Source organism: Nocardiopsis oceanisediminis (assembly GCF_048595525.1).
Taxonomy (GTDB): domain Bacteria; phylum Actinomycetota; class Actinomycetes; order Streptosporangiales; family Streptosporangiaceae; genus Nocardiopsis_A; species Nocardiopsis_A oceanisediminis.
Map to the genome: position 1 here is coordinate 3059563 of NZ_JAFMZJ010000001.1, position 18981 is coordinate 3078543.

19 protein-coding genes are annotated in these 18981 nt (G+C 76.8%); 9 read left to right on the forward strand and 10 right to left on the reverse strand.

Annotated elements, in window-relative coordinates:
- Positions 1-103: 103 nt before the first annotated feature.
- The 4 genes from J0910_RS13455 to J0910_RS13470 form a co-directional block, all read right to left on the reverse strand.
- The gene (locus J0910_RS13455; protein ID WP_420158838.1) at positions 104-904 is read right to left on the reverse strand and encodes an SDR family oxidoreductase; all 801 of its coding nucleotides are present in this window, start codon (positions 902-904) and stop codon (positions 104-106) included.
- Positions 905-1006: 102 nt separating this feature from the next.
- Positions 1007-1972: an acyl-CoA dehydrogenase family protein gene (locus J0910_RS13460; protein WP_420158839.1), complete on the reverse strand. Its 966-nt coding sequence runs from the start codon at positions 1970-1972 to the stop codon at positions 1007-1009.
- Positions 1969-3102, reverse strand: a complete 1134-nt coding sequence (locus J0910_RS13465; protein ID WP_420158840.1) for an acyl-CoA dehydrogenase family protein — start codon at positions 3100-3102, stop codon at positions 1969-1971. Before J0910_RS13465 ends, J0910_RS13460 begins: the two co-directional genes overlap by 4 nt.
- Positions 3092-3946, reverse strand: coding sequence for an enoyl-CoA hydratase (locus J0910_RS13470; protein WP_420158841.1), 855 nt, complete (start codon positions 3944-3946; stop codon positions 3092-3094). The genes J0910_RS13465 and J0910_RS13470 overlap by 11 nt, the downstream gene beginning before the upstream one ends.
- Before the next feature lie 128 nt (positions 3947-4074).
- Here J0910_RS13470 and J0910_RS13475 point away from each other — a divergent pair, with 128 nt between their 5' ends.
- Genes J0910_RS13475 through J0910_RS13485 form a run of 3 tightly spaced genes read left to right on the forward strand, consistent with a single transcriptional unit; the run spans position 4075 to position 6657 of the window.
- Positions 4075-4857, forward strand: coding sequence for an SDR family oxidoreductase (locus J0910_RS13475; protein ID WP_420158842.1), 783 nt, complete (start codon positions 4075-4077; stop codon positions 4855-4857).
- Between the two features lie 8 nt (positions 4858-4865).
- Entirely contained in the window at positions 4866-5483 is a 618-nt protein-coding gene (locus J0910_RS13480; protein ID WP_420158843.1) for a TetR/AcrR family transcriptional regulator, read from the forward strand.
- Positions 5484-5502: 19 nt separating this feature from the next.
- Entirely contained in the window at positions 5503-6657 is a 1155-nt protein-coding gene (locus J0910_RS13485; protein WP_420158844.1) for an acetyl-CoA C-acetyltransferase, read from the forward strand.
- A gap of 688 nt (positions 6658-7345) precedes the next feature.
- Here J0910_RS13485 and J0910_RS13490 read toward each other — a convergent pair.
- Positions 7346-8065 (reverse strand): TetR/AcrR family transcriptional regulator, encoded by a 720-nt coding sequence (locus tag J0910_RS13490; protein WP_420158845.1) that lies wholly within the window; start codon positions 8063-8065, stop codon positions 7346-7348.
- 103 nt (positions 8066-8168) lie between these two features.
- Here J0910_RS13490 and J0910_RS13495 point away from each other — a divergent pair, with 103 nt between their 5' ends.
- On the forward strand, positions 8169-8639 hold the full coding sequence (locus J0910_RS13495; protein ID WP_420158846.1) for a hypothetical protein: 471 nt from the start codon (positions 8169-8171) through the stop codon (positions 8637-8639).
- Positions 8640-9071: 432 nt separating this feature from the next.
- On the opposite strand, the gene J0910_RS13500 is transcribed toward J0910_RS13495, so the two are convergent.
- From J0910_RS13500 to J0910_RS13515, 4 genes are read right to left on the reverse strand one after another with little or no spacing between them, the layout of a single operon-like run.
- Positions 9072-10142 carry an NAD(P)H-dependent flavin oxidoreductase gene (locus tag J0910_RS13500; protein ID WP_420158847.1) on the reverse strand — a complete coding sequence of 357 codons (1071 nt, stop codon included), beginning with the start codon at positions 10140-10142 and terminating at the stop codon, positions 9072-9074.
- Complete coding sequence (locus tag J0910_RS13505) at positions 10139-10870, reverse strand: CoA-transferase subunit beta (protein WP_420158848.1); 732 nt, start codon at positions 10868-10870, stop codon at positions 10139-10141. Before J0910_RS13505 ends, J0910_RS13500 begins: the two co-directional genes overlap by 4 nt.
- The gene (locus tag J0910_RS13510; protein ID WP_420158849.1) at positions 10870-11691 is read right to left on the reverse strand and encodes a CoA transferase subunit A; all 822 of its coding nucleotides are present in this window, start codon (positions 11689-11691) and stop codon (positions 10870-10872) included. Before J0910_RS13510 ends, J0910_RS13505 begins: the two co-directional genes overlap by 1 nt.
- Positions 11691-12440 carry an enoyl-CoA hydratase family protein gene (locus J0910_RS13515; protein ID WP_420158850.1) on the reverse strand — a complete coding sequence of 250 codons (750 nt, stop codon included), beginning with the start codon at positions 12438-12440 and terminating at the stop codon, positions 11691-11693. The genes J0910_RS13510 and J0910_RS13515 overlap by 1 nt, the downstream gene beginning before the upstream one ends.
- A gap of 1072 nt (positions 12441-13512) precedes the next feature.
- Between J0910_RS13515 and J0910_RS13520 the strand changes: the two genes are divergently transcribed.
- From J0910_RS13520 to J0910_RS13535, 4 genes are all read left to right on the forward strand, one after another.
- Positions 13513-14811 carry a hypothetical protein gene (locus J0910_RS13520; protein ID WP_420158851.1) on the forward strand — a complete coding sequence of 433 codons (1299 nt, stop codon included), beginning with the start codon at positions 13513-13515 and terminating at the stop codon, positions 14809-14811.
- 229 nt (positions 14812-15040) lie between these two features.
- Positions 15041-15784, forward strand: coding sequence for an SDR family oxidoreductase (locus J0910_RS13525; protein ID WP_420158852.1), 744 nt, complete (start codon positions 15041-15043; stop codon positions 15782-15784).
- A 216-nt stretch (positions 15785-16000) separates the two neighbouring features.
- Complete coding sequence (locus J0910_RS13530; RefSeq protein ID WP_420158853.1) at positions 16001-16696, forward strand: Crp/Fnr family transcriptional regulator; 696 nt, start codon at positions 16001-16003, stop codon at positions 16694-16696.
- Between the two features lie 163 nt (positions 16697-16859).
- Complete coding sequence (locus J0910_RS13535; RefSeq protein WP_420158854.1) at positions 16860-17879, forward strand: hypothetical protein; 1020 nt, start codon at positions 16860-16862, stop codon at positions 17877-17879.
- 572 nt (positions 17880-18451) lie between these two features.
- Here J0910_RS13535 and J0910_RS13540 read toward each other — a convergent pair.
- The gene (locus J0910_RS13540; RefSeq protein ID WP_420158855.1) at positions 18452-18796 is read right to left on the reverse strand and encodes a serine protease inhibitor; all 345 of its coding nucleotides are present in this window, start codon (positions 18794-18796) and stop codon (positions 18452-18454) included.
- Here J0910_RS13540 and J0910_RS13545 point away from each other — a divergent pair.
- Positions 18795-18977 (forward strand): hypothetical protein, encoded by a 183-nt coding sequence (locus J0910_RS13545; protein WP_420158856.1) that lies wholly within the window; start codon positions 18795-18797, stop codon positions 18975-18977. The two genes, J0910_RS13540 and J0910_RS13545, sit on opposite strands and share 2 nt — an antisense overlap.
- The last annotated feature ends 4 nt before the right edge of the window (positions 18978-18981 follow it).

The window sequence follows — 18981 nt, forward strand, 5'->3', positions numbered from 1 at the left end:
GAAGAGTTTTCCGCCTTCAAGGGACTTATGGGGCTCGTTTTCTTTTTTCTTTTTCAGCCGGGCGCTCCGGGGCGCCCCCCCCGGTGCGCCGCGCCCGCACGCCCTATCTCCCCGAGACCGGCGGGTCCGGCATCGCCAGGTAGCGGGCCGGGACCTCGCCGCCGCCGTGGACGGCGAGGTCGGCGCCGGTGATGTAGGGGTCGGAGGCGAGGAAGAGGCAGGCGCGGGCGATGTCGGCGGGCTCGGCCATCCGGCGCATCGGGATCACCCGGTCGACCCCGTCGGCGCCGGCGGGGCCGAACACCTCGTCCGCGGCCTCGGTGCGGACCGGGCCCGCGGTGACGTGGTTGACCCGCACCTCCGGCCCCCACTCCAGGGCCAGCGCCCGGGTCAGGCCGAGCAGCCCGGCCTTGGCCGCGGTGTAGGCGGCCGTCCCCGGCTGCGGGTCGTGCGCCGCCACGCTGCCGATGTTGACGATCCAGCCGCCCTCCCGCTGCCGCCGCATGATCCGGTTGGCCGGCTGGGCGGTGTGGAACGGCGCCAGCAGGTTGAGGCCGACGACCTTGGCCACGAACCGGGGCGAGACCTCGGCCGCCTCCGCGCTCGGCGCCCCGCCGGCGTTGTTGACCAGCACGTCGAGCCGGCCCAGCGGCTCCGCCGCCGCCTCCACCAGCCCGGCCGCCTGGTCCGGGTCGCGCACGTCGGCCGCGAGGAAGCGTGCGGTCCGCCCGCCGGCGGACGGCGGAACCCCGGGCGGGGTCCGCCCGCCGACGGCCACCTCGGCCCCGGCCGCCAGGAACGCCTCGGCGATCACCCGCCCGATGCCCCGGGTCCCCCCGGTGACCAGCACACTTCGGCCACGGAAATCGGCCGCTGCGGTCATCTCCTCCACCTTCCCGACCATCGGCTCTCCCCGCCGCCCCCGCGATGATCCCGGCGTTCCGGGGCCGTCAGCACCCGTCGATGCCCCCGGAACGCCGAGATCATCGCGGGGGCGGGGCGTCGTTCACTCACCGGTGAGGGCGGCCATCACGCGGCCGCGGTGGTGGGCGGGGGAGCCCCAGGCGGTGTGCAGGGCGCGGGCCTTGCGGATCCACAGCGACAGGTCGAACTCGTCGGTGTAGCCGATCGCGCCGTGCAGCTGGAGCGCGGTGCGGGCGGCCCGGTAGGCGGCCTCGGAGGCGGCGGCCTTCGCCGCGGAGGCGTCCCGGGCGGCGTCGGGGCCGCCGTGCGCGACCGCCGCGCCGTACACCAGCGAGCCGGCGAACTCCAGCTCGATCAGGGTGTCGGCCAGCCGGTGCTGGACCGCCTGGAACGCCCCGATCGGGCGGCCGAACTGCTCGCGGGTCCGGACGTGCTCCGCGGTGGCGTCCAGCAGCCGGCGGCCGGCGCCCAGGGCCTGGGCGGCGCAGGCCAGCGCGCCGAACTCCGCGGCGGCCGCGGCCGGGGAGGCGGCCGCGCAGGGGACCTCCCCGGCGGGGGACCAGGAGAACAGCCGCCGGGCCGGGTCCAGGGAGCGGCGCGGCCCGCCGTCGGGCCCGGCCCGGTGCAGCGCGCCGCCGTGCACGGCCAGCACCAGGTCGGCGGCGTCGGCGTCCAGCGCGTAGGGCACCACCGGGGGCAGCGCCAGGGTCGCGGACAAGGAGCCGTCGGCGATGCCGGCCAGGGCCTCCGGATCGCCCAGCACCCGGGCGGCGGCCAGGGTCTCCACCACCGGGCCGGGCACGCCGTGCCGCCCGACCTCGATCAGCGCGGCGACCAGCTCCACCGGGCGGACGCCGGCGCCGCCGTGCTCCTCCGGCACGGCGAGCGCGAAGACGCCCGCATCGGCCAGCGCCCGCCACAGCGCCCGGCCGGGCGCGCGGTCGCCGCGGCCCCAGGCCCGCGCGGCGCCGCACGCGTCGGCGCCGGACAGCAGGCCGCGCACGGTCTCGGCGAACAGCCGCTGCTCGGAGTCGAGGGTGAACCTCACCTGCCGCCCCTTCCCGCGCGGGGGAGGCCGAGGACGCGCTCGGCCACCACGTTGCGCTGGATCTCGTTGGTGCCCGCGTAGATCGGCCCGGCCAGGGCGAACACGTAGTCCTCCAGCCAGGGGCCGTCCAGTTCGCCGTCCGGGCCGAGCAGGTCGAGCGCGGTCTCGGTGAGAGCCACGTCCAGCTCCGACCAGAAGACCTTGTACATGCTGGCCTCCGACCCGGCGTCGTGCATCCGGGAGAGCACCGCGTACCCGTGCATCCGGTAGGCGCGCGCCCGGATCCAGGCGTCGGCGACCCGGTCCCGCAGCGCGGTGTCGGCCGGGTCGCCGCGCTCGGCCCAGAGCCGGACCAGCCGGTCGGCGGCGGCGGTGAACCGCCCCGGGCTGCGCAGGGTCAGCCCGCGCTCGTTGCCCGCGGTGCTCATCGCGACCCGCCAGCCGTCGCCCGGCTCGCCGATGACGTCGGCGTCGGGCACGAACACCCCGTCGAAGAAGAGCTCGGCGAAGGCCGGCTTGCCGTCCAGCCGGCCGATGGGGCGGACCGTCAGGCCCTCGGCGTCCAGCGGGAACATCAGGTACGTCAGGCCGCGGTGCCGTTCGCCGGAGGAGCGGAAGATGCCGAACGCGCGGTCGGCGAACGGCCCCCGGGAGCTCCAGATCTTCTGCCCGGACAGCAGCCAGCCGCCGTCGGTGCGCGACGCGGTGGAGCGGATCCCGGCCAGGTCGCTCCCGGCGCCCGGCTCGGACCAGGCCTGTGCCCAGATCTCCGCCCCGGCGGCCATCGGCGGCAGCACCCGGGCGCGCTGCTCGGCGGTGCCGTGCGTGAAGAGCGCGGGGGCCAGCAGGTTGATCCCGCCCTGGTTGACCCGGCCCGGCCCGCCCGCGGCGTGGTACTCCTCCTCGAAGACCAGCCACTCCAGCGGGGCGGCGCCGCGCCCGCCGTACTCCTCGGGCCAGGAGACCGCGGACAGCCGGGCCGAGTGCAGCTCGCGCTCCCACTCCCGGTGCGCGGCGAAGCCCTCCCGGGTCTCCAGCGACGGCAGCGGCTCCGCGGGCACGTGCTCGCGCAGCCACGCCCGCACCTCGGCGCGGAACGCCTGCTCGGCCTCGGTGAAGTCAAGATCCATCGGAGGCCGCCCTCTTCATGCTCCGCGGGTCCATCCCGGCCAGCGCGTCGGTGCCGGTCTCGGCGTTGTGCGCGTGCGCGAGGTGGTGCAGGCCGAACGCGGCGTCCATGCCGGCGCGCATCCCCTGCAGGTCCTCGGCCTGGTTGACGGCGCGCTTGGCCAGCGCCAGCCCGAACCGGGGCATCCGGCCGATCCGCTCGGCCAGCGCGAGCGCCTCCCGCTCCAGGCCGTCCCGGGGCACCACCCGGTTGACCATGCCGACCTCGCGGGCCCGGTGCGCGTCCATCCGGTCCCCGGTGAACAGGAACTCCTTGGCCACCCGGGGCGGCATCACCCAGGGGTGGGCGAAGTACTCCACGCCGGGCACGCCCATCCGCAGCACCGGGTCGCTGAAGAACGCGTCGTCGGAGGCGACGATCAGGTCGCAGCACCAGGCCAGCATCAGGCCGCCGGCCACGCAGGCGCCCTGCACCATGGCCACGGTCGGCTTGGGCAGCTCCCGCCAGCGCCGGCACATGCCCAGGTAGACCTCTGCCTCGCGGGCGAACCGGCGCTCGCCGCCGGCCTTGTCGGAGTGGTCCCACCACAGGCCGGCGCGGCGCTCGAAGGGCCGGTCGGCGTCGCGGCCGGGGCTGCCGATGTCGTGGCCGGCCGAGAAGTGCCGGCCGGCGCCGGCCAGTACGACCGCGGCGACGCCGTCCTCCTCGGCCGCCCGGTAGAAGGCGGCGTCCAGGGCGTAGGTCATCGCGGAGTTCTGCGCGTTGCGGTACTCGGGCCGGTTCATCGTGATGACGGCGACGGACTCCTCCGCGCCGCGCCGCTCGTAGCGGACGACGTCGTCCATGCGGGCCTCCTCGCTCCTCGGTCCGGCCGACGGCGTACGGATGCTCCTGTTTTCTAACAAGTGTTTGGTAGGGTAGCATGCGAGCGACCGGCGGCCCAGGCCGCGCGCCCCGAGCGGAAGGTCCCCCGATGAACGCGGTGCCGCCCTACGTTCCCGGCCACGGACTGATGCGCGGCCGCACCGCCGTGGTCACCGCCGCCGCGGGCACCGGCATCGGCGGCGCCGCCGCCCGCCGCCTGCTGGAGGAGGGCGCCCGGGTGCTGCTGAGCGACGCCCACCGGCGCCGCCTGGAGGGCACAGCCGCCGGACTGGCCGCCGAGTTCGGCGCCTCCGCGGTCGCCTCGGTGCCCTGCGACGTCACCGACGAGGACCAGGTCGCCGCCATGTTCGACGCGGCGCTGGAGCGCTTCGGCCGGATCGACGCGGTGGTCAACAACGCCGGGCTCGGCGGCACGGCCCGGCTCACCGAGATGACCGACGCGCAGTGGAGCCGGGTGCTGGACGTCACCCTCACCGGGACCATGCGCTGCACCCGGGCCGCGCTGCGGCTGATGGCCGGCGGCGGGGGCGGCGCGATCGTCAACAACGCCTCGGTCCTGGGCTGGCGCGCCCAGGAGGGGCAGGCGCACTACGCCGCGGCCAAGGCCGGGGTGATGGCGCTGACCAGGTGCGCCGCGGTGGAGGCGGCCGGCGACGGGATCCGGGTGAACGCCGTCGCGCCCAGCCTGGCGGTCCACCCCAACCTGGCCAAGGCCGCCTCCGAGGAGCTGCTCGCCGAGCTCGCCGCCCGGGAGGCCTTCGGCCGGCACGCCGAGCCGTGGGAGGTCGCGAACGTTATCGTCTTCCTGGCCAGTGACTACTCCTCGTACATGACCGGGGAGGTCGTTTCGGTTTCGAGTCGGAGAGCGTGACGTTGACGATGAGCCCACGGCGACGCGATGCGGAGGGCGCGGCCGCGGCCCGCGCGGCCCGGCGCACCGAACTGCTCGGCACCGCGGCGGAGGTCTTCGCCGAGCGCGGGTACGCCGCCACCACGGTCCGCGAGGTCGCCGACGCGGCGGGCATGCTCGGCGGCAGCCTCTACTACCACTTCGACTCCAAGGAGTCGATGATCGACGAGATCCTCTCCGGGTTCCTCACCGCGCTGTGGCGGGACTACGACGCGGTCCTGGCGCGCGGCGGCGGCGCCGAGCGGACGCTGCGCGGCCTGGTCGCCGCCTCGTTCCAGGCGATCGACCGGGACCGCGCCGCGGTCGTGCTCTACCAGAACGAGGCCAAGCACCTCGCCCCCAACCCCCGCTTCGGCTACCTGGACGAGTCCCGGGGGCGCTTCCGCGACATGTGGGTGGGCCTGCTGGAGCAGGGCGTCCGCGACGGGTCCTTCCGCGCCGACCTGGACGCCCCGGTCGTCTACCGGTTCATCCGCGACACCGTGTGGCTGGCCGCGGGCTGGTACCGGCCGGGCGGGCGGCTCGGCGCGGACGAGGTCGCCCGGCAGTACCAGGCCCTGGTCCTGGAGGGGATCCAAGGGTGCTGACCAGCGAAGGAGGAGTCAGGTGGCCGAGGCCTACATCGTGGAGGCGGTCCGCACCCCCGTCGGCAGGCGCGGCGGCGGGCTCGCCGGAGTCCACCCCGCCGACCTGGGCGCGCACGCGCTGAGCGCACTGATCGACCGGTCCGGCGCCGACCCCTCCGCCGTCGACGACGTGGTCCTCGGCTGCGTGGACACCCTCGGCCCGCAGGCCGGGGACGTCGCCCGCACCGCCTGGCTGGCCGCCGGGCTGCCCGAGGAGGTGCCCGGCGTCACCGTCGACCGGCAGTGCGGCTCCTCCCAGCAGGCGGTGCACTTCGCCGCGCAGGCGGTGCTCTCCGGCACCGCGGACCTGGTGGCCGCCGGGGGAGTGCAGAGCATGTCGCAGGTCCCGATCGGCGCCGCGATGACCGCCGGCGAGGCGTTCGGGCACGCCGGCGGGCCGTTCCTCGGCTCCCGCGGCTGGGTGCGGCGCTACGGGACCGGCGCGGTCGACCAGTTCCGCGGCGCGGAGATGATCGCCGAGCAGTGGGGGCTGACCCGGGAGCGGATGGAGGCCTACGCCCTGGAGTCGCACCGCAGGGCCGCCGCGGCCGCCGACGCCGGGCGCTTCGCCGCCGAGACCGCGCCCTGCGCCGGGCTGGCCGCCGACGAGGGCCCGCGCCGGGACACCACCCGGGAGCGGATGGCCGCGCTGCCGGAGCTGGTCCCCGGCGGGCGGCTCACCGCCGCGCTGGCCTCACAGCTCTCCGACGCCGCGGCCGCGCTGCTCATCGCCTCGGAGCGGGCGGTGGCCGAGCACGGCCTCACCCCGCGCGCCCGCGTCCACCACCTCTCCGCACGCGGCGAGGACCCGATCCGGATGCTCACCGCGCCCATCCCGGCCACCGCCCGCGCACTGCACCGGACCGGACTGTCCGTCGCCGACATCGACGTCTTCGAGGTCAACGAGGCGTTCGCCTCGGTGGTCCTGGCATGGCTGGACGAGACCGGCGCCGACCCCGCCCGGGTCAACCCGAACGGCGGCGCCATCGCCCTGGGCCACCCGCTGGGCGCCACCGGCGCCCGGATGATGACCACCCTCCTGCACGAACTGGAGCGCACCGGCGGCCGCTACGGCCTGCAGACCATGTGCGAGGGCGGCGGCCAGGCCAACGTCACCGTGATCGAGCGCCTCTGACCCGCCCGCCCGGCCCGCGGGCGTCGCAGAGCGGCCGCGGCGCCCGCCCGGCCCGCGCGGCGCCCTCGCCGGACCGGGCGGCGGCGGGGCGGACGGCCGTTCCCGGCGTTCGGCCCGCTCGGCGCCGTTGCCGAGGGAGAGGGAAGGGGCCGCGGCCCGCTCGCGGACCGCGGCCCCGCCGGCGGCCATGGCGTGCGGTTCGGCGGCACGCGGTCACCGGCCGGGCCGGCCCGCCGCCACCGCCGGTGCGTCCGCGCGCGATGCCCGGCGGCCCGGCCTGCACGCCCGCGACCGGGGGCAGGGGAGGCGCGGCCCGGCGCGTCCGGATCCGCTGCGGCGCCGCAGACCGCCTGGAGCAGTGACCGGCACCGGTTCCGCCGCCGCGTGCCCGCACCGGCGGGCAGGCGGGGCCGGAAAGGGGCGGCGGGGGAGAGGTCCGGCCTCCGGAGGCCCCTGGAACGCGGCCCCCTCCACCCGTCGCCGCCGCCGGCGGCGCCGTGCCCGCTCAGGCCGTGAAGGCGGTCCGGGCTCCCGCCGCCCCGCCTCCCGGGTCCGCCCGGCTCCCGTCTGGTCCGCTCGCTTTCGGCCGGCTTCTCCGGCGGTCCGCTCGCCCCGGTGCGGGTGGAGCGCGCCGGCGTGAGCCGGAGGCGGGGCGGCCTCCGGGGCCGGCCGGGGCCGGAGCGGCGGGTCAGGCCGGTGCGCCGGGAGGCGGGGCCGGGGGCCGGTCGGGGCGCATCTCCGTTCCGGCGATCAGCGGGACCAGGTCGGTCAGGGAGCCCGCGCGGGCGCCGAGGATCCGCTCGACGGCCTCCAGGTGCGCCCGGACCAGCACCTCGCGGCGGCGCGGCCCGCCCTCCCCTCCGGCCGGTTCGAGGTAGGCGTCGATCAGGGCGTCGCCCAGGTGGAGGCCCATCCCGGCGATGATCACCGCGGCCTCCTCCGGGTGGGAGGCGTCGAAGACCCCCTCGTCGCGGCCCTGGCGGACCACGGCGGCCAGCAGGGGCGCCTGGGCCTGCACGGACGCCTCGCTGATCCGCTGCTTGAGCAGCGCGTTGTTCTCGTGCCTCCACATCCGGGCGACCGCCGAGAGCTCGTCGGTGTGCGCGGCCTTCCACGCGATCGCGGCGGAGAGGTGGCCCCGCAGCCGGGCCACGGCGTCCCGGGACGGATCGGCGGCCGACTCCAGGGCGGCGCGCGCGTCGCGGGTCAGGTCCTCCACGATCCCGTCGAGCACCGCCCGCTTGGAGCGGAAGTAGTGGTAGAAGGCGCCCTTGGAGATGTCCAGTCTGTCCAGGAGGTCGGCGATGGTCATCTCCTGGTAGCCCTTCTCCCGGATCAGGTCCAGGGCGGCGGCGATGATCCGCGCCCGCCGGGCCGCGTACTCCTCGGGCCTGACCCGCCGCGCCATTCCGCTCCCTCCGATGGTCCGCCCGGGGCCGTTGCCGGACCCGGGCGGCAAGTGTACCTTGAAAATAAACCGACCGTCGGTTTGTGAATAGAGGGAGGCGCAGGTGTCCCAGGAATCGGTGTCCGAGGAGGAAGCGGCCCGGCTTCGCACCAAGGTGTTCGCCCGAGTCATCGGCCCCTACATGACGATCTTCACCGGGGTGATCGCGCTCCGCCTGCCCGAAATGGAATCCCTGGTCGGCGACCCGTTCGCCGACCCGTTCAACCTCTGGATACTCGGCGCGCTGATGATCGCCGGCGGGCTGGTCGTCATCGGCGGGCACCGCAACTGGCGCGGGCCGGCGGCGGTCGCGATCTCCCTGTTCGGCTGGTTCGTGGGCCTGCGGGGGATCGGACTGATCGTCCTCACCTCCCCGATGCAGAGCGGCGTCGACGCGGTGGTCGGGCAACCGGGGCCGCTCGCCGTCGCCCGGGTGCTGTTCGGGGTGATGGCCCTGTTCGGCCTCTGGCTCGCCTACCACGGATGGGCCCCGGACCGGCGCACCGAGCCCCGGAAGGCCGGCGCCCCCGCCTGATCCCGCCGGGGGCCGCGCCCCTGACGGCCGACCCGGGGAGGGCGCCGGTCGGGCCGCGGCACCTCGGACGGGGAGCCGACCGGGCGCCGGGTGCGCTTCGGGGTCTGTCGCCGTTCCCCCTGGCGGCCCGGCGCCGGCCGGGGTGCCCGGGTGCCGGTCGGCCCGTGGAGCGCTGCGGGTCCGTCCCGGTGGGCGGTCCCCGGCCGTCCCCGGGGCTGCGTTCCGGCCGCCGGGGTCGTGCGGGCATCTGGCGCGCTTCGAGGGCCGTCGCTGTTTCCGCGGGCGGTGCGCGAGCGGTCCGGGGCGCGGACCGGTCGGGGCGTCTGCTGCTCCGCGGAGTGCCGCGGGTTCCTCCCGGCGGGCGGGGGAGCGCGCCGGCCGGACCCTCGGCGTCCCGCGTCGGCCCTGGTTCACCGGGACGGGCGGGACCGGTCAGTCCCCGGCCCGGCGCAGGCCCTCCAAGCGGTCCAGGGCGCGTACCGCGTCGGCGACGATTCCCTCGATCAGCTCCGCGCAGCCGGGCAGGTCGTCCACGGCCGCGACGGCCTGGCCCGCGGCCATCACGCCCAGGTCGGCGCGGCCGTCCACCATCGCGGCCTTCAGCAGCACCGGCGTGTTGGCCGCCATCAGCACCTGGGACCAGGAGAGCCCCCGGGCCCGCCGCATCGCGGCGCCGTCGCGGAGCAGCGACCCCCAGGACAGGCCGGTCTCCCGGCGCAGCGCCGCCGCGCTGCGCACCGCCACGGACAGCCGGGACACCGGGCCGGAGCGCTCCAGCGCGTCCACCGCCGGGGTGCGCAGCACCCGGTGCGGCACGCCGTCCACCTCCCGGGTCACCACCGTCTCCGCCGCCTCCAGGTAGGCGCGCTTGACCGCGTCGGGCACCGGGCTGTCCGAGGTGAGCAGGAACCGGGTGCCCATCGCCACCCCGGCGGCCCCGTAGGCCAGCGCCGCCGCCAGCCCGCGCCCGTCGAAGAACCCGCCGGCCGCGATCACCGGAATCCGCACCGCGTCCACCACCTGCGGCAGCAGCAGCGTGGTGGCGAGCGGCCCGGTGTGCCCGCCGCCCTCGCCGCCCTGCACCAGAACCGCGTCGGCGCCCCACGCCGCGACCTTCTCCGCGTGCCGCCGCGCGCCGACCGAGGGGATCACCACCACCCCGGCCTCCTTCAGCCGGGCGATCAGCTCCGGCCGGGGCGCCAGCGCGAACGAGGCGACCCGGACCCGCTCGGAGATCAGCAGCTCGACGCGCTCCTCGGCGTCGCCGGCGTCGGCGCGCAGGTTCACCCCGAACGGCCGGTCGGTGCGCTCGCGGACCTCCCGGATCGCCGCGGCGAGCCGGTCGACCGGCATCGTCGCCGACGCCAGCACGCCCAGCCCGCCCGCGTTCGCGGTCGCCGACACCAGGCGCGGCCCGGCCACCCACCCCATGCCGGTCTGCACCACCGGGTGGCGGCAGCCCACCAGGTCGGTGAGGGCGGTGCGCAGCGGCCCGGTGCTCACGCCGGCACCTCCCGGTCGCGCAGCCCGCCGGGATCGAGCACCTCGCGCAGCAGCCGCAGCTCCTCCCCGGTCGGCTCGCGGGTCACCGGCACCTCGCCGTCCGCCCCGGCCAGGTCGAACCCGGTGCGGTCGAGGACCTCCCGCACCGTCGCCCCCGGGTGCACCGAGACCAGCCGCGCGGTCCCGCCGGGGCCGCCGAAGTCCAGCACCGCCAGGTCGGTGACGACGCGGCGCAGCCCGTGCGCGTCGGCGGCGGCCACCCCGCTGACCATGTCCACCTCCGGCACGAACACCCGGCGGGAGTGGCGCGGGACCCAGTAGCTGGTCGGGTTGGACCGGGTGTTGCCCGGTGCGCCGCGCACCCCCAGCAGCTGCCGGTCGGGGCGCTCCCACGGGCCGATCGCGGAGATGTTGCTCCGGCCGAACCGGTCCAGCTGGGAGGCGCCCATCATCACGTGCCGGCGCCCGTGCAGCACCAGCCACAGGTGGTCGCGGAAGGGCAGCCACCCCTCGGCGTCCTCCGGGCCGGCGGCCCGGCCCAGCGGGAGCGCCTCCCGGGTGAGCAGCGCGCCGCCGTCGGTGGTGAGCAGGCCCGGCTCGAACGTCATCCGGGCCAGCCGCGCGCCCAGCACCGAGCAGGTGCCCATCGCGGCGGCCAGCACCTCCCCGTCGCCCCGCCACGCCTCGGCGCACGCCACCGCGCAGACCTCGGCCCTGGTCGCCGCCATCACGCCGCCTCCGTCCGGCCGGGGCCCGGGCCGGGCCCGAAGAACTCCGCGCGCAGCGCCGGGTCGGACGCGGAGGCCGCGTAGCGCCGCTGCGCCTCCTCGTCGCGCCCGTAGTCCGGTTCGCACGAGGTGAAGAGCGCGCCGCCGGGGGTCTCCGCCACGCCCGCCACCATCGCCCTGCTGACCAGAAGCGACTGCGGCGGCCCGGTGAAGGAGCCGACCAGCCGCTCGCAGGAGAGGTAGCAGCGGTCGGCGGCCTTGGCGAACAGGTCGTCCAGGTAGGGGTCGGGGCCCAGGTACTGCCCGTTGCCGCGGTCATCGGCCCGGTTCACGTGCACCAGCGCCGCGTCCAGCCGCAGCGGGGGCACCGCGACCAGCGGGCCCTCCCCCTCGGCGGGGTAGGGGGAGCGGACGGTGCGCAGCCCGGGGTTGACCCGCAGCACGTCGGAGCCGAGGCCGGCCGGGGTGGGCAGGAACGGCAGCCGGTGCGCGGCGGCCAGCAGCCCGAACATGAACATGCCCTCGTCGTACTCGGTGAGCGCGACCGCACCGCTCTCCCGGGCGGCGCGGAAGTACGGCTCCAGCGGGATCGAATCGAGCGTGACGAAGGGGGCCACCACCCGCCGGACCTTGCCGTGCGCGCAGAGCATGCCCACGTCCGGGCCGCCGCAGGAGACCACGGTGAGGTCGCGGACCGGGGACCGGCAGACCGCGCGGACCAGCTCCATCGGCTTGCGCCGCGACCCCCAGCCGCCGATGCCGAGCACCATCCCGTCGGCCAGCGACGCGGCGATCGCGTCCGGCGTCGTCACCTTGCCCATCACCGCTCCGCTCCGCGGGCGAACGCCGCCCGGTGCTCGTCGCCCGCCCCGGCCAGGGTGAGCTCGAAGGTGAACCCCTGCTCGAACCGGTAGGAGCGGTGGACGTCCACCGGGTCGATGCCGTTGAGGGACTCCTTGGCGCACCGGATGACGCGGGGGTCCTTGGCCGCGATCGACCGCGCGGTGCCGAGCGCCTCGCCGCGCAGCTGCTCGCGGGGGACCACGGACAGCACCGAGCCGAAGGCGTGCAGCTCGGCGGCGGTGGCGGTGCGGCAGGTGTAGACCATGGCCCGCATCAGGTGGTGCGGGACCAGCCGGGCCAGGTGGGTGGCGGCGCCCAGGGCGCCCCGGTCCGCCTCGGGCAGGCCGAAGCGGGCGTCGTCGGAGGCGACCACCACGTCGGCGTTGCCGGCCAGCCCGACGCCCCCGCCGAGGCAGAACCCGTGCACCGCGGCGACCACCGGGACCGGGCAGTCGTAGACCGCGGAGAACGCGGCGGCGCAGCCGCGGTTGGCGCCGAGGAGCGCGGTGTGGCCGGGGTCGCGCTGCATCTCCTTGATGTCGACGCCGGCGTTGAACCCGCGCCCCTCCGCGCGGAGCAGTACGGCGCGGGTGCCGGGGTCGCGCCCGGCGGCCAGCAGCTCGCCGGCCAGGTCGTGCCAGCCCTGCACGGTGAGCGCGTTCACCGGCGGCGCGTCCACGACGATCTCGGCGACCCCGTCCGGGTGCCGTGTGGTGGAGACAGCCATGACCATTCCTCCAACCAAACACTTGTTAGAATTCACCGTAGCAAGCCCGGCCCCCTCGCGGCAGGGGCCCGGCGCCGTCCTGTCCGGAGACCCGCACGGACCGACCGGAAGGGGAGCGGTCCCGCCCCTCCGCCCGCCCGGGCCACCGTTCTCGGGGGCGCCGGCTCCCGCTCTCCTTCTGCGGTGCGGCTGCGAGCCGCGTGCGTCAGGCGGCGCCCACCGGACGGGAGTGCCGACCGGGTACGGCGGTGGTGCTTCCCGCATCCGCCCGCGGGACCGGCCGGAGGGGCCCCGACGCGGTCCGCCCAGGCCGAAACGCTCGGCGGCCTTCCCGGCGCGGATTCCGCTCGGCCCCGGGGGCTCCGCCCGCCTGGAACACCGGGTCTTCCCGGATGCGGACGGGCTCCGGCTCGGCCGGGCGGCTCGGAGCGCCGGGCCCGGCGACGGTGCTTTCCGCATCCGGTCACCAGTCTCCGCTGCCGGCCGGGCGCCCGCCCCGGCTCCAGCGCCCGGCGGCCCTCCCGCCCGGACGGGTGCTCGGTTCCGAGAGCGCCGCCGCTCCTGATCCCCCGGGTTCTCCGAGGCGTGGGCGGGTTCCGGTCCGGACGGAGTAGGGCGGTGGGCGCGGTGGGGAAGGCGGATCCGCGACCGTCCGGCGGTTCCGCCGAGGGCGCCGCCCGGGAGGCCCCGCAAGGCCCACGGATGGCCGGATCCGGCCACGGGGCCGGTTTCGTTCGCGTTCTGAGACCGGAAGCGGTCTTCCGGCCCGCGCGGAAGGAGTAGCCTCCCGCACAGGCATGATCATCGGCGGGCGCGGGGATCCGCGCACCGGCGGGCCTCCCGCAGGCCGGAGCGCCGGGAACGCGACGGATCGTGCCGCGATCAGGTCCGCACGCACCGCTCGCGGCCGGGCCGCCCGCGCCGTCCCCCGACTCCGGCGCGGGACGGGCCCGGGGCGATCCGGCGCGGTGCGCCGCCGGTCCGAGCCGCGTGCACCGGAGAGGCCGCACCGGCCGCACCGTCCGCAGGAAGGAGGGGGCGCCTCCCGCGCGGGAGCGTGCCCGAACAGGTGATGACCAGGACAAGCCGCGCCCTGCTGGCGGTGCTCTCGGCGGGCGCGGCCGTGGCCGCCCTCGTCCTCCTCGGATGGTGGGCCTACCGCGCCTGGGACCTGGGCAGGCTGCTGCCCGGACCGGACGCGGCGCCGCTCGCGGCCGCCGGCGCGGCCGCGCTGCTCGCCGCTCTCGCCCTCGCGGTCCTGCTGGCCGCGGGGTCGCGGGCGCGGGACGGGCGCCCCGGTGCGGCCGCCGCCGGCGCCCTGGAGGAGGCCGAAGCACCCTACCGGCGCAAGCACGTGTTCCGGCTGGAGCTGCCCAGCGCCCGCAGGGACTACCCCTTCCTCTTCTCCGCGGTCGTCTGCTGGCGGGGCGCCGCCGCGGCGGAGAGCGCCGCCGAGGGCGCCGCGGTCTGCGCGATCGAGGGGCGCGCCCGCGCGCTCTGCGCGGCCGAGCGGCCGGAGGAGCACGGCGCGGCGGGCTTCCGGCTGACCGCGGCGCTCGGCCCGGAGCCGTGCCGCCACCCCGGCGTCGACGAGGCCTGGGCCGAAGAGGTCCGGCTGGAGATCTCCGCCGACGACGAGGAGCGCCTCGCCCGCCTCCGCGAACTGCGCAAGACCAAGGCCGCCCGGGAGGAGGAGCGCGAGCTGGAGCGGCTGGAGCAGGAGTACCTGGGCGGCGAGGTCCTCTCCGACCCGGGCCGGGCCGTGGTCTGGTGGCTGGCCCGCCACCCCGAGCGGGTCGAGGAGGCGGTCGCCCGGATCGGAACGCTCACCCGGCTCTCCTCGGCGGCCACCGGGCGCCGGCTCCCCGACGTCTACCGGGAGCTCACCGAGGCGGTCGGCGCCGCCGGGGCGGAGCGGGAGCCGGCGGCGCGCACCGGGGCGCCGGACCCCCGCCCCGCGCCCCCGTTCCCGCACGCCGAGCCCTACGCGGGCCAGGTCTACGGCTACATCCCGGAGGACGGCGGACCGGAGGAGCCCCGCCCCGCCCCCGCCCACCCGGCCGACGCGCGCCGCTCCGACCAGGACCCGTGGCTGCACGCCGCGGCCGTCGCCGCCGGCGACTGGGAGGACGAGGAGGAGTACGAGGGCTTCCTCCAGCGCTTCGCGGTCTTCCTCAAGTCCAACGGCTACACCGACGGCGCCTCCCGCATCCGCGACGCCTACGGGCTGGGGCCCGGCTTCCCGTCCGTCTTCGGCTCCGCCTCCGACTTCGAGCCCGACCCCTACGTCGGACCGGAGGGAGAAGAGGACGGGGAGCCGGAGGACGCCTCCGGGCACTCCGGCGGCACCGGAGCCTCGGCGGCGGGCTGAGCGGGCGCCCGGGCCCGGCGCGATCCCTCTCCCCGGGGCCGGCGGCCCGGAAGCCCTTTTCCCGGCCCTGGCCGGGGACCGCCCGGCCAGGGGTGCGGTCGCGGCCCCGTTCCGGGCACCGCTCCGCCCGCGGAAACCGTGCCCGTGGCCGGAAGAAGCGGCCGGGATCCGGCCGGAACCCCCGCCACCATGGCCGCTCCGAGAACGCGAACCGGAGAGGAACAGGGGCATGGACGTGCGGGAAGCGGCGCCGGCGGTGGTCACCGGCGGGTCGCGGGGGATCGGCCGGGCGATCGTGGAGCGGTTCGCCGCGGACGGGGCCCCGGTGGTGTTCGGATACGTCTCCGAGCGCTCCCGGGCCGAGGAGGTCGTCGGCGCGGTCCGCGCCGGGGGCGGCAGGGCCTGGGCGGTCCGGGCCGACCTGGGCGAACCGGACGGGGTCGATCGGCTGTTCGCCGCGGCCGACGGGCACCTGGGCGGCCGGCTGGGCGTCCTGGTGAACAACGCCGCGATCCCCGGCCGGACGGCGTTCGACGACGCCGGAGCGGAGGAGTTCGACCGGGTGATGGCGGTCAACGCGCGCGCCGCGCTGCTGGCCATGCGGCACGCGGCGCGGCGGATGGAGCGCGGTGGGCGGATCATCAACGTCTCCTCGGTCAGCACCGGCTGGCCCGGCGCGGACGAGGCGCTGTACGCCGCGAGCAAGGGGGCGCTGGAGCAGCTGTCCCGGGTGGCCTCCCGGGCGCTGGGGCCGCGCGGCATCACGGTCAACACCGTCTCGCCCGGGACGACCGACACCGACCTGCTGCGCGACGCGGTCCCCGCCGAGGCCCGGGAGGCCGTCGCCGCGATGACACCGCTGGGCCGGCTCGGACGCCCCGAGGACGTCGCAGCGGTGGCGGCCTACCTGGCCGGCCCGGACGCGGCCTGGGTCACCGGGCAGAACATCCGGGCCGACGGCGGCCTGCTCTGAGGCCGTCGGAGGAAGCGCGTTCCCCGGCGCCCGCCGGGGAGGGCGGGCGGGGCGCTTCCCCGCGCCCCGCCCCGGCCGGCCCTCCGAAGGGCGGGGCCGGCGCCCCCGGCCCTTCTCCCGGCGGCCGGAAGCGGCCATCGGCCGCGCCGCGGGCTTCCGCCCGGCCCGCAGGGGAACCGCTGGTGTGGAAGGGGCGGACGGGCGGAGAGGGACCGGGTGGGCAGGCAGGGTTTCGGGGCGCTGGTCTCGGACGACCAGTGGGCGCTCTTCCTGAAGGCGGGGAGCACGCGGCGGTTCGCCGACGGGGAGCCGATCATCCGCCAGGGCGAGCACGAGGACGCGGTCCACATGCTCGCCGAGGGGACGGTCAAGGTGACCGCGGTGCGGCCGGACGGGATCGAGGTGCTGCTGGCGCTGCGCGGCCCGGGTGAGGCGCTCGGCGAGATGTCCGCGCTGTCCGGGCTGGCGCGGACCGCGACGGTGGCGGCCTCCGGCGGGCCCTGCCTCACCCGGGTGCTCAGCGGAGCCCAGTTCCGGCTGCTCCTCCGCCGCCAGGGGCTGGACGGCGCGCTGCTGGAGCACCTGGTGCTCCGGCAGGCCGAAGGGGAATCGGTGCGGACCGAGATCACGGTGCTGCCGTCGGCGCAGCGGATCGCCGCGGCCCTGCTCCGGCTCGCCGCGCTGACCGGGACCGACGTCGGGACCGCGCCCGGCGGGCGGCGCGGCGTGGTGCTCCGGCTCGGCCTGTCCCAGCGGGAGATCGGCGACTGGGTCGGGCTCTCCCGCGCCTCGGTCGCCGCGGAGTTCCGCCGGCTCCGGGACGGCGGCGTCATCCGCACCGGGCGGCGGTACATCGCGGTGCTCGACGTGGACCGGCTGCGCCGGACCGCCGCGGGCGGGCCCCTCGGCTGAGCACCGCCGGCCGGGAGCGCCGGGCGGGCCTTCTCCGCGCGGCGGCGGGGCGGACGGCCCCGCTGTGTCCAGGAATCGACACTGCGCCGCGCCGCTCCGGGCCAGAGTCGGGGGAGGCGGCCGCGGAGGCCGCCGGCCGCCCCGACCCCGGAGGAGAGACCGCATGGCGGAGTACCGCGGACGCGCCCGGCGCACCAGCTCGAACATGCCGCCCTACCGCGCCGTCCTCGCCGTCGACGTGGAGAAGTACAGCCGCACCACCTCGGCCCAGCAGCAGCTGCTCAGCAACACGGTGCGCGACGCGCTGGAGCAGGCGTTCGCCGACAGCGGCCTGGAGGAGGTGTGGCGCACGGCCTCGTTCCCGCAGAGCACCGGGGACGGCTACCTGGTCGGCGTGCCCACCGAGTACCTGCCCAGGCTGATCCACCCGCTGCTGCCGGAGCTGCAGGACGTCCTGGACGACATGCAGCCCGCGCTGGCCTCGGAGGACCGGTCGCTGCGGCTGCGGCTGCGCGCCGCCATCGGCCTGGGCCCGCTGCCGGACACCGGCGGCGAGGAGCGCGGCGACGGCATCGGCACCGCGATGAACGAGACCCACCGGGTGCTGGACTCCCCGGCGCTGAAGAAGGCGCTCGCCGAGTCCGACCCCGACATCACCTTCCTGGCCGCCGGGCTGACCCGCCGGGCCTACGAGGACGCCGTGCTCGGCGGCTACGTCGCGGTCAAGCAGCGGCTCTTCCGGGGCGTCACGGTGGACCTGCCGGACAAGGAGTACCGGGCCGAGTCCTACATCTACGTCCCGCAGCCCTCGATCAACCCGGGCGGCCCGGCGCCGGAGGGCCCGGGGGAGTCCGCCGCCCCGGCCGGAAACGGCTCCGGCGGCCCGCCCGCACCCGCGGACGCGGCCGCCGGCGCCCCGCGGACGCGGCGGAGGAGCGCCCCCGTCGGTGCGGCCGCAGAGGTCGCGAACAGCGTCGGCGGCGACTCCAAGAACACCTTCCAGGCCCGCACCGTCCACGGCGACGTGTACAACGGAGACACCCGCACCTCCGTCCAGCACGGCGGCATCGGGCCGATCGGCGGCGACGTCGGCACCGCGGTGGCCGGGACCCGGGGACCGGTCAACATCGGCGGCACCCAGTACAACGACTTCCCCGACCAGGATCCGGAGGAGGAGGCGTGACGGCCCCGCCGGCATGAGCGGCGGCGCGGGCCCCTCCCGGAACGGACGGTGCGGGGCCGCCGGGTCCCCGCCCTCCGTTCGGCGGCCGGCGGTGCGGATCCCGGGACCGCTTCATACGGGGCGTTCTCGGAAGGGGGATTCCCGAGTGGATACCGTATCCGGAACGGAAGGTCGGGCGGTGCGCCCGGAGATGTGAGAAAAGGGGAGAGAATATCCGGTTCGCCCGGACCGTTCTCCGGGGAGCGGCGGGAAGGGGCGGCCGGATGGAGGGCCCGCTATCCGGTGGAATGCCGGAGGAGGAGAAAAAGGGAGCCGGCGGAATTCCCGGACTTTCTTCGGGGGAGGGGCGTCCGGAGGGGGCCGGGAAAACGGTTCCCGCTCCTGGGGTGCTCCTCGGAAATGCCGGTATTCCGGTGTCCGGGACAGGAAAGAGCCCGCCCGGCGGTGTCGCACCACCGCCGGGCGGGGGACCGGGGCGCCGCGCCCCTCGGGCCGCGCTTGCCGAGGGGCCCCGCTACTCACGGCGGCCCGGTCAGGCCGGCCCCGGGGAGGGGGGTCCCCGGGGCCGGGGTTCAGCCGATGCTCGGTATACGCGTCACCAGCAGGGGGGACGTCTCGGAGCCATCGGAGGGGGAGTGGAAGATGCGCACCCGGTCGCAGCGGAAGTCGGTGGTCACCGCGGTGTCCTCGGGGACCTCCAGCACGGTGACGAAGGGGTTCTGCTCTTCGATGGTGCGGATCGCGATCTCGGTGGGCACGCCCACCAGCTCGGGCCAGCTCTGCTTTCCGATGCAGTGCTGCGCGGCGGAGCCGGACGGGCCGGCGCCGTGCTGATCGGCGGAGGCGAGGGCGGGAAAAGCGAAACCGATGCTCGTGGCAGCGGCGAAGACGGCGGTCGCGATGGTGACGCGGTTCATGGCCGAATCCTTCCAACTTTTGATTGCAAAGGACGCCAACGAAGTTAGCACGCAAAGTATCGGGGTGATTACGAGTGAATTTCGGTGGGGGTTGACAGAAGCGTCGATTACGTTCAGTGAAGTGTTCCCAGGTGGTGCGGGCGCCATGGCCGGCGGGGCGGCTGCGGGCGTCCTTCGTTGAATTC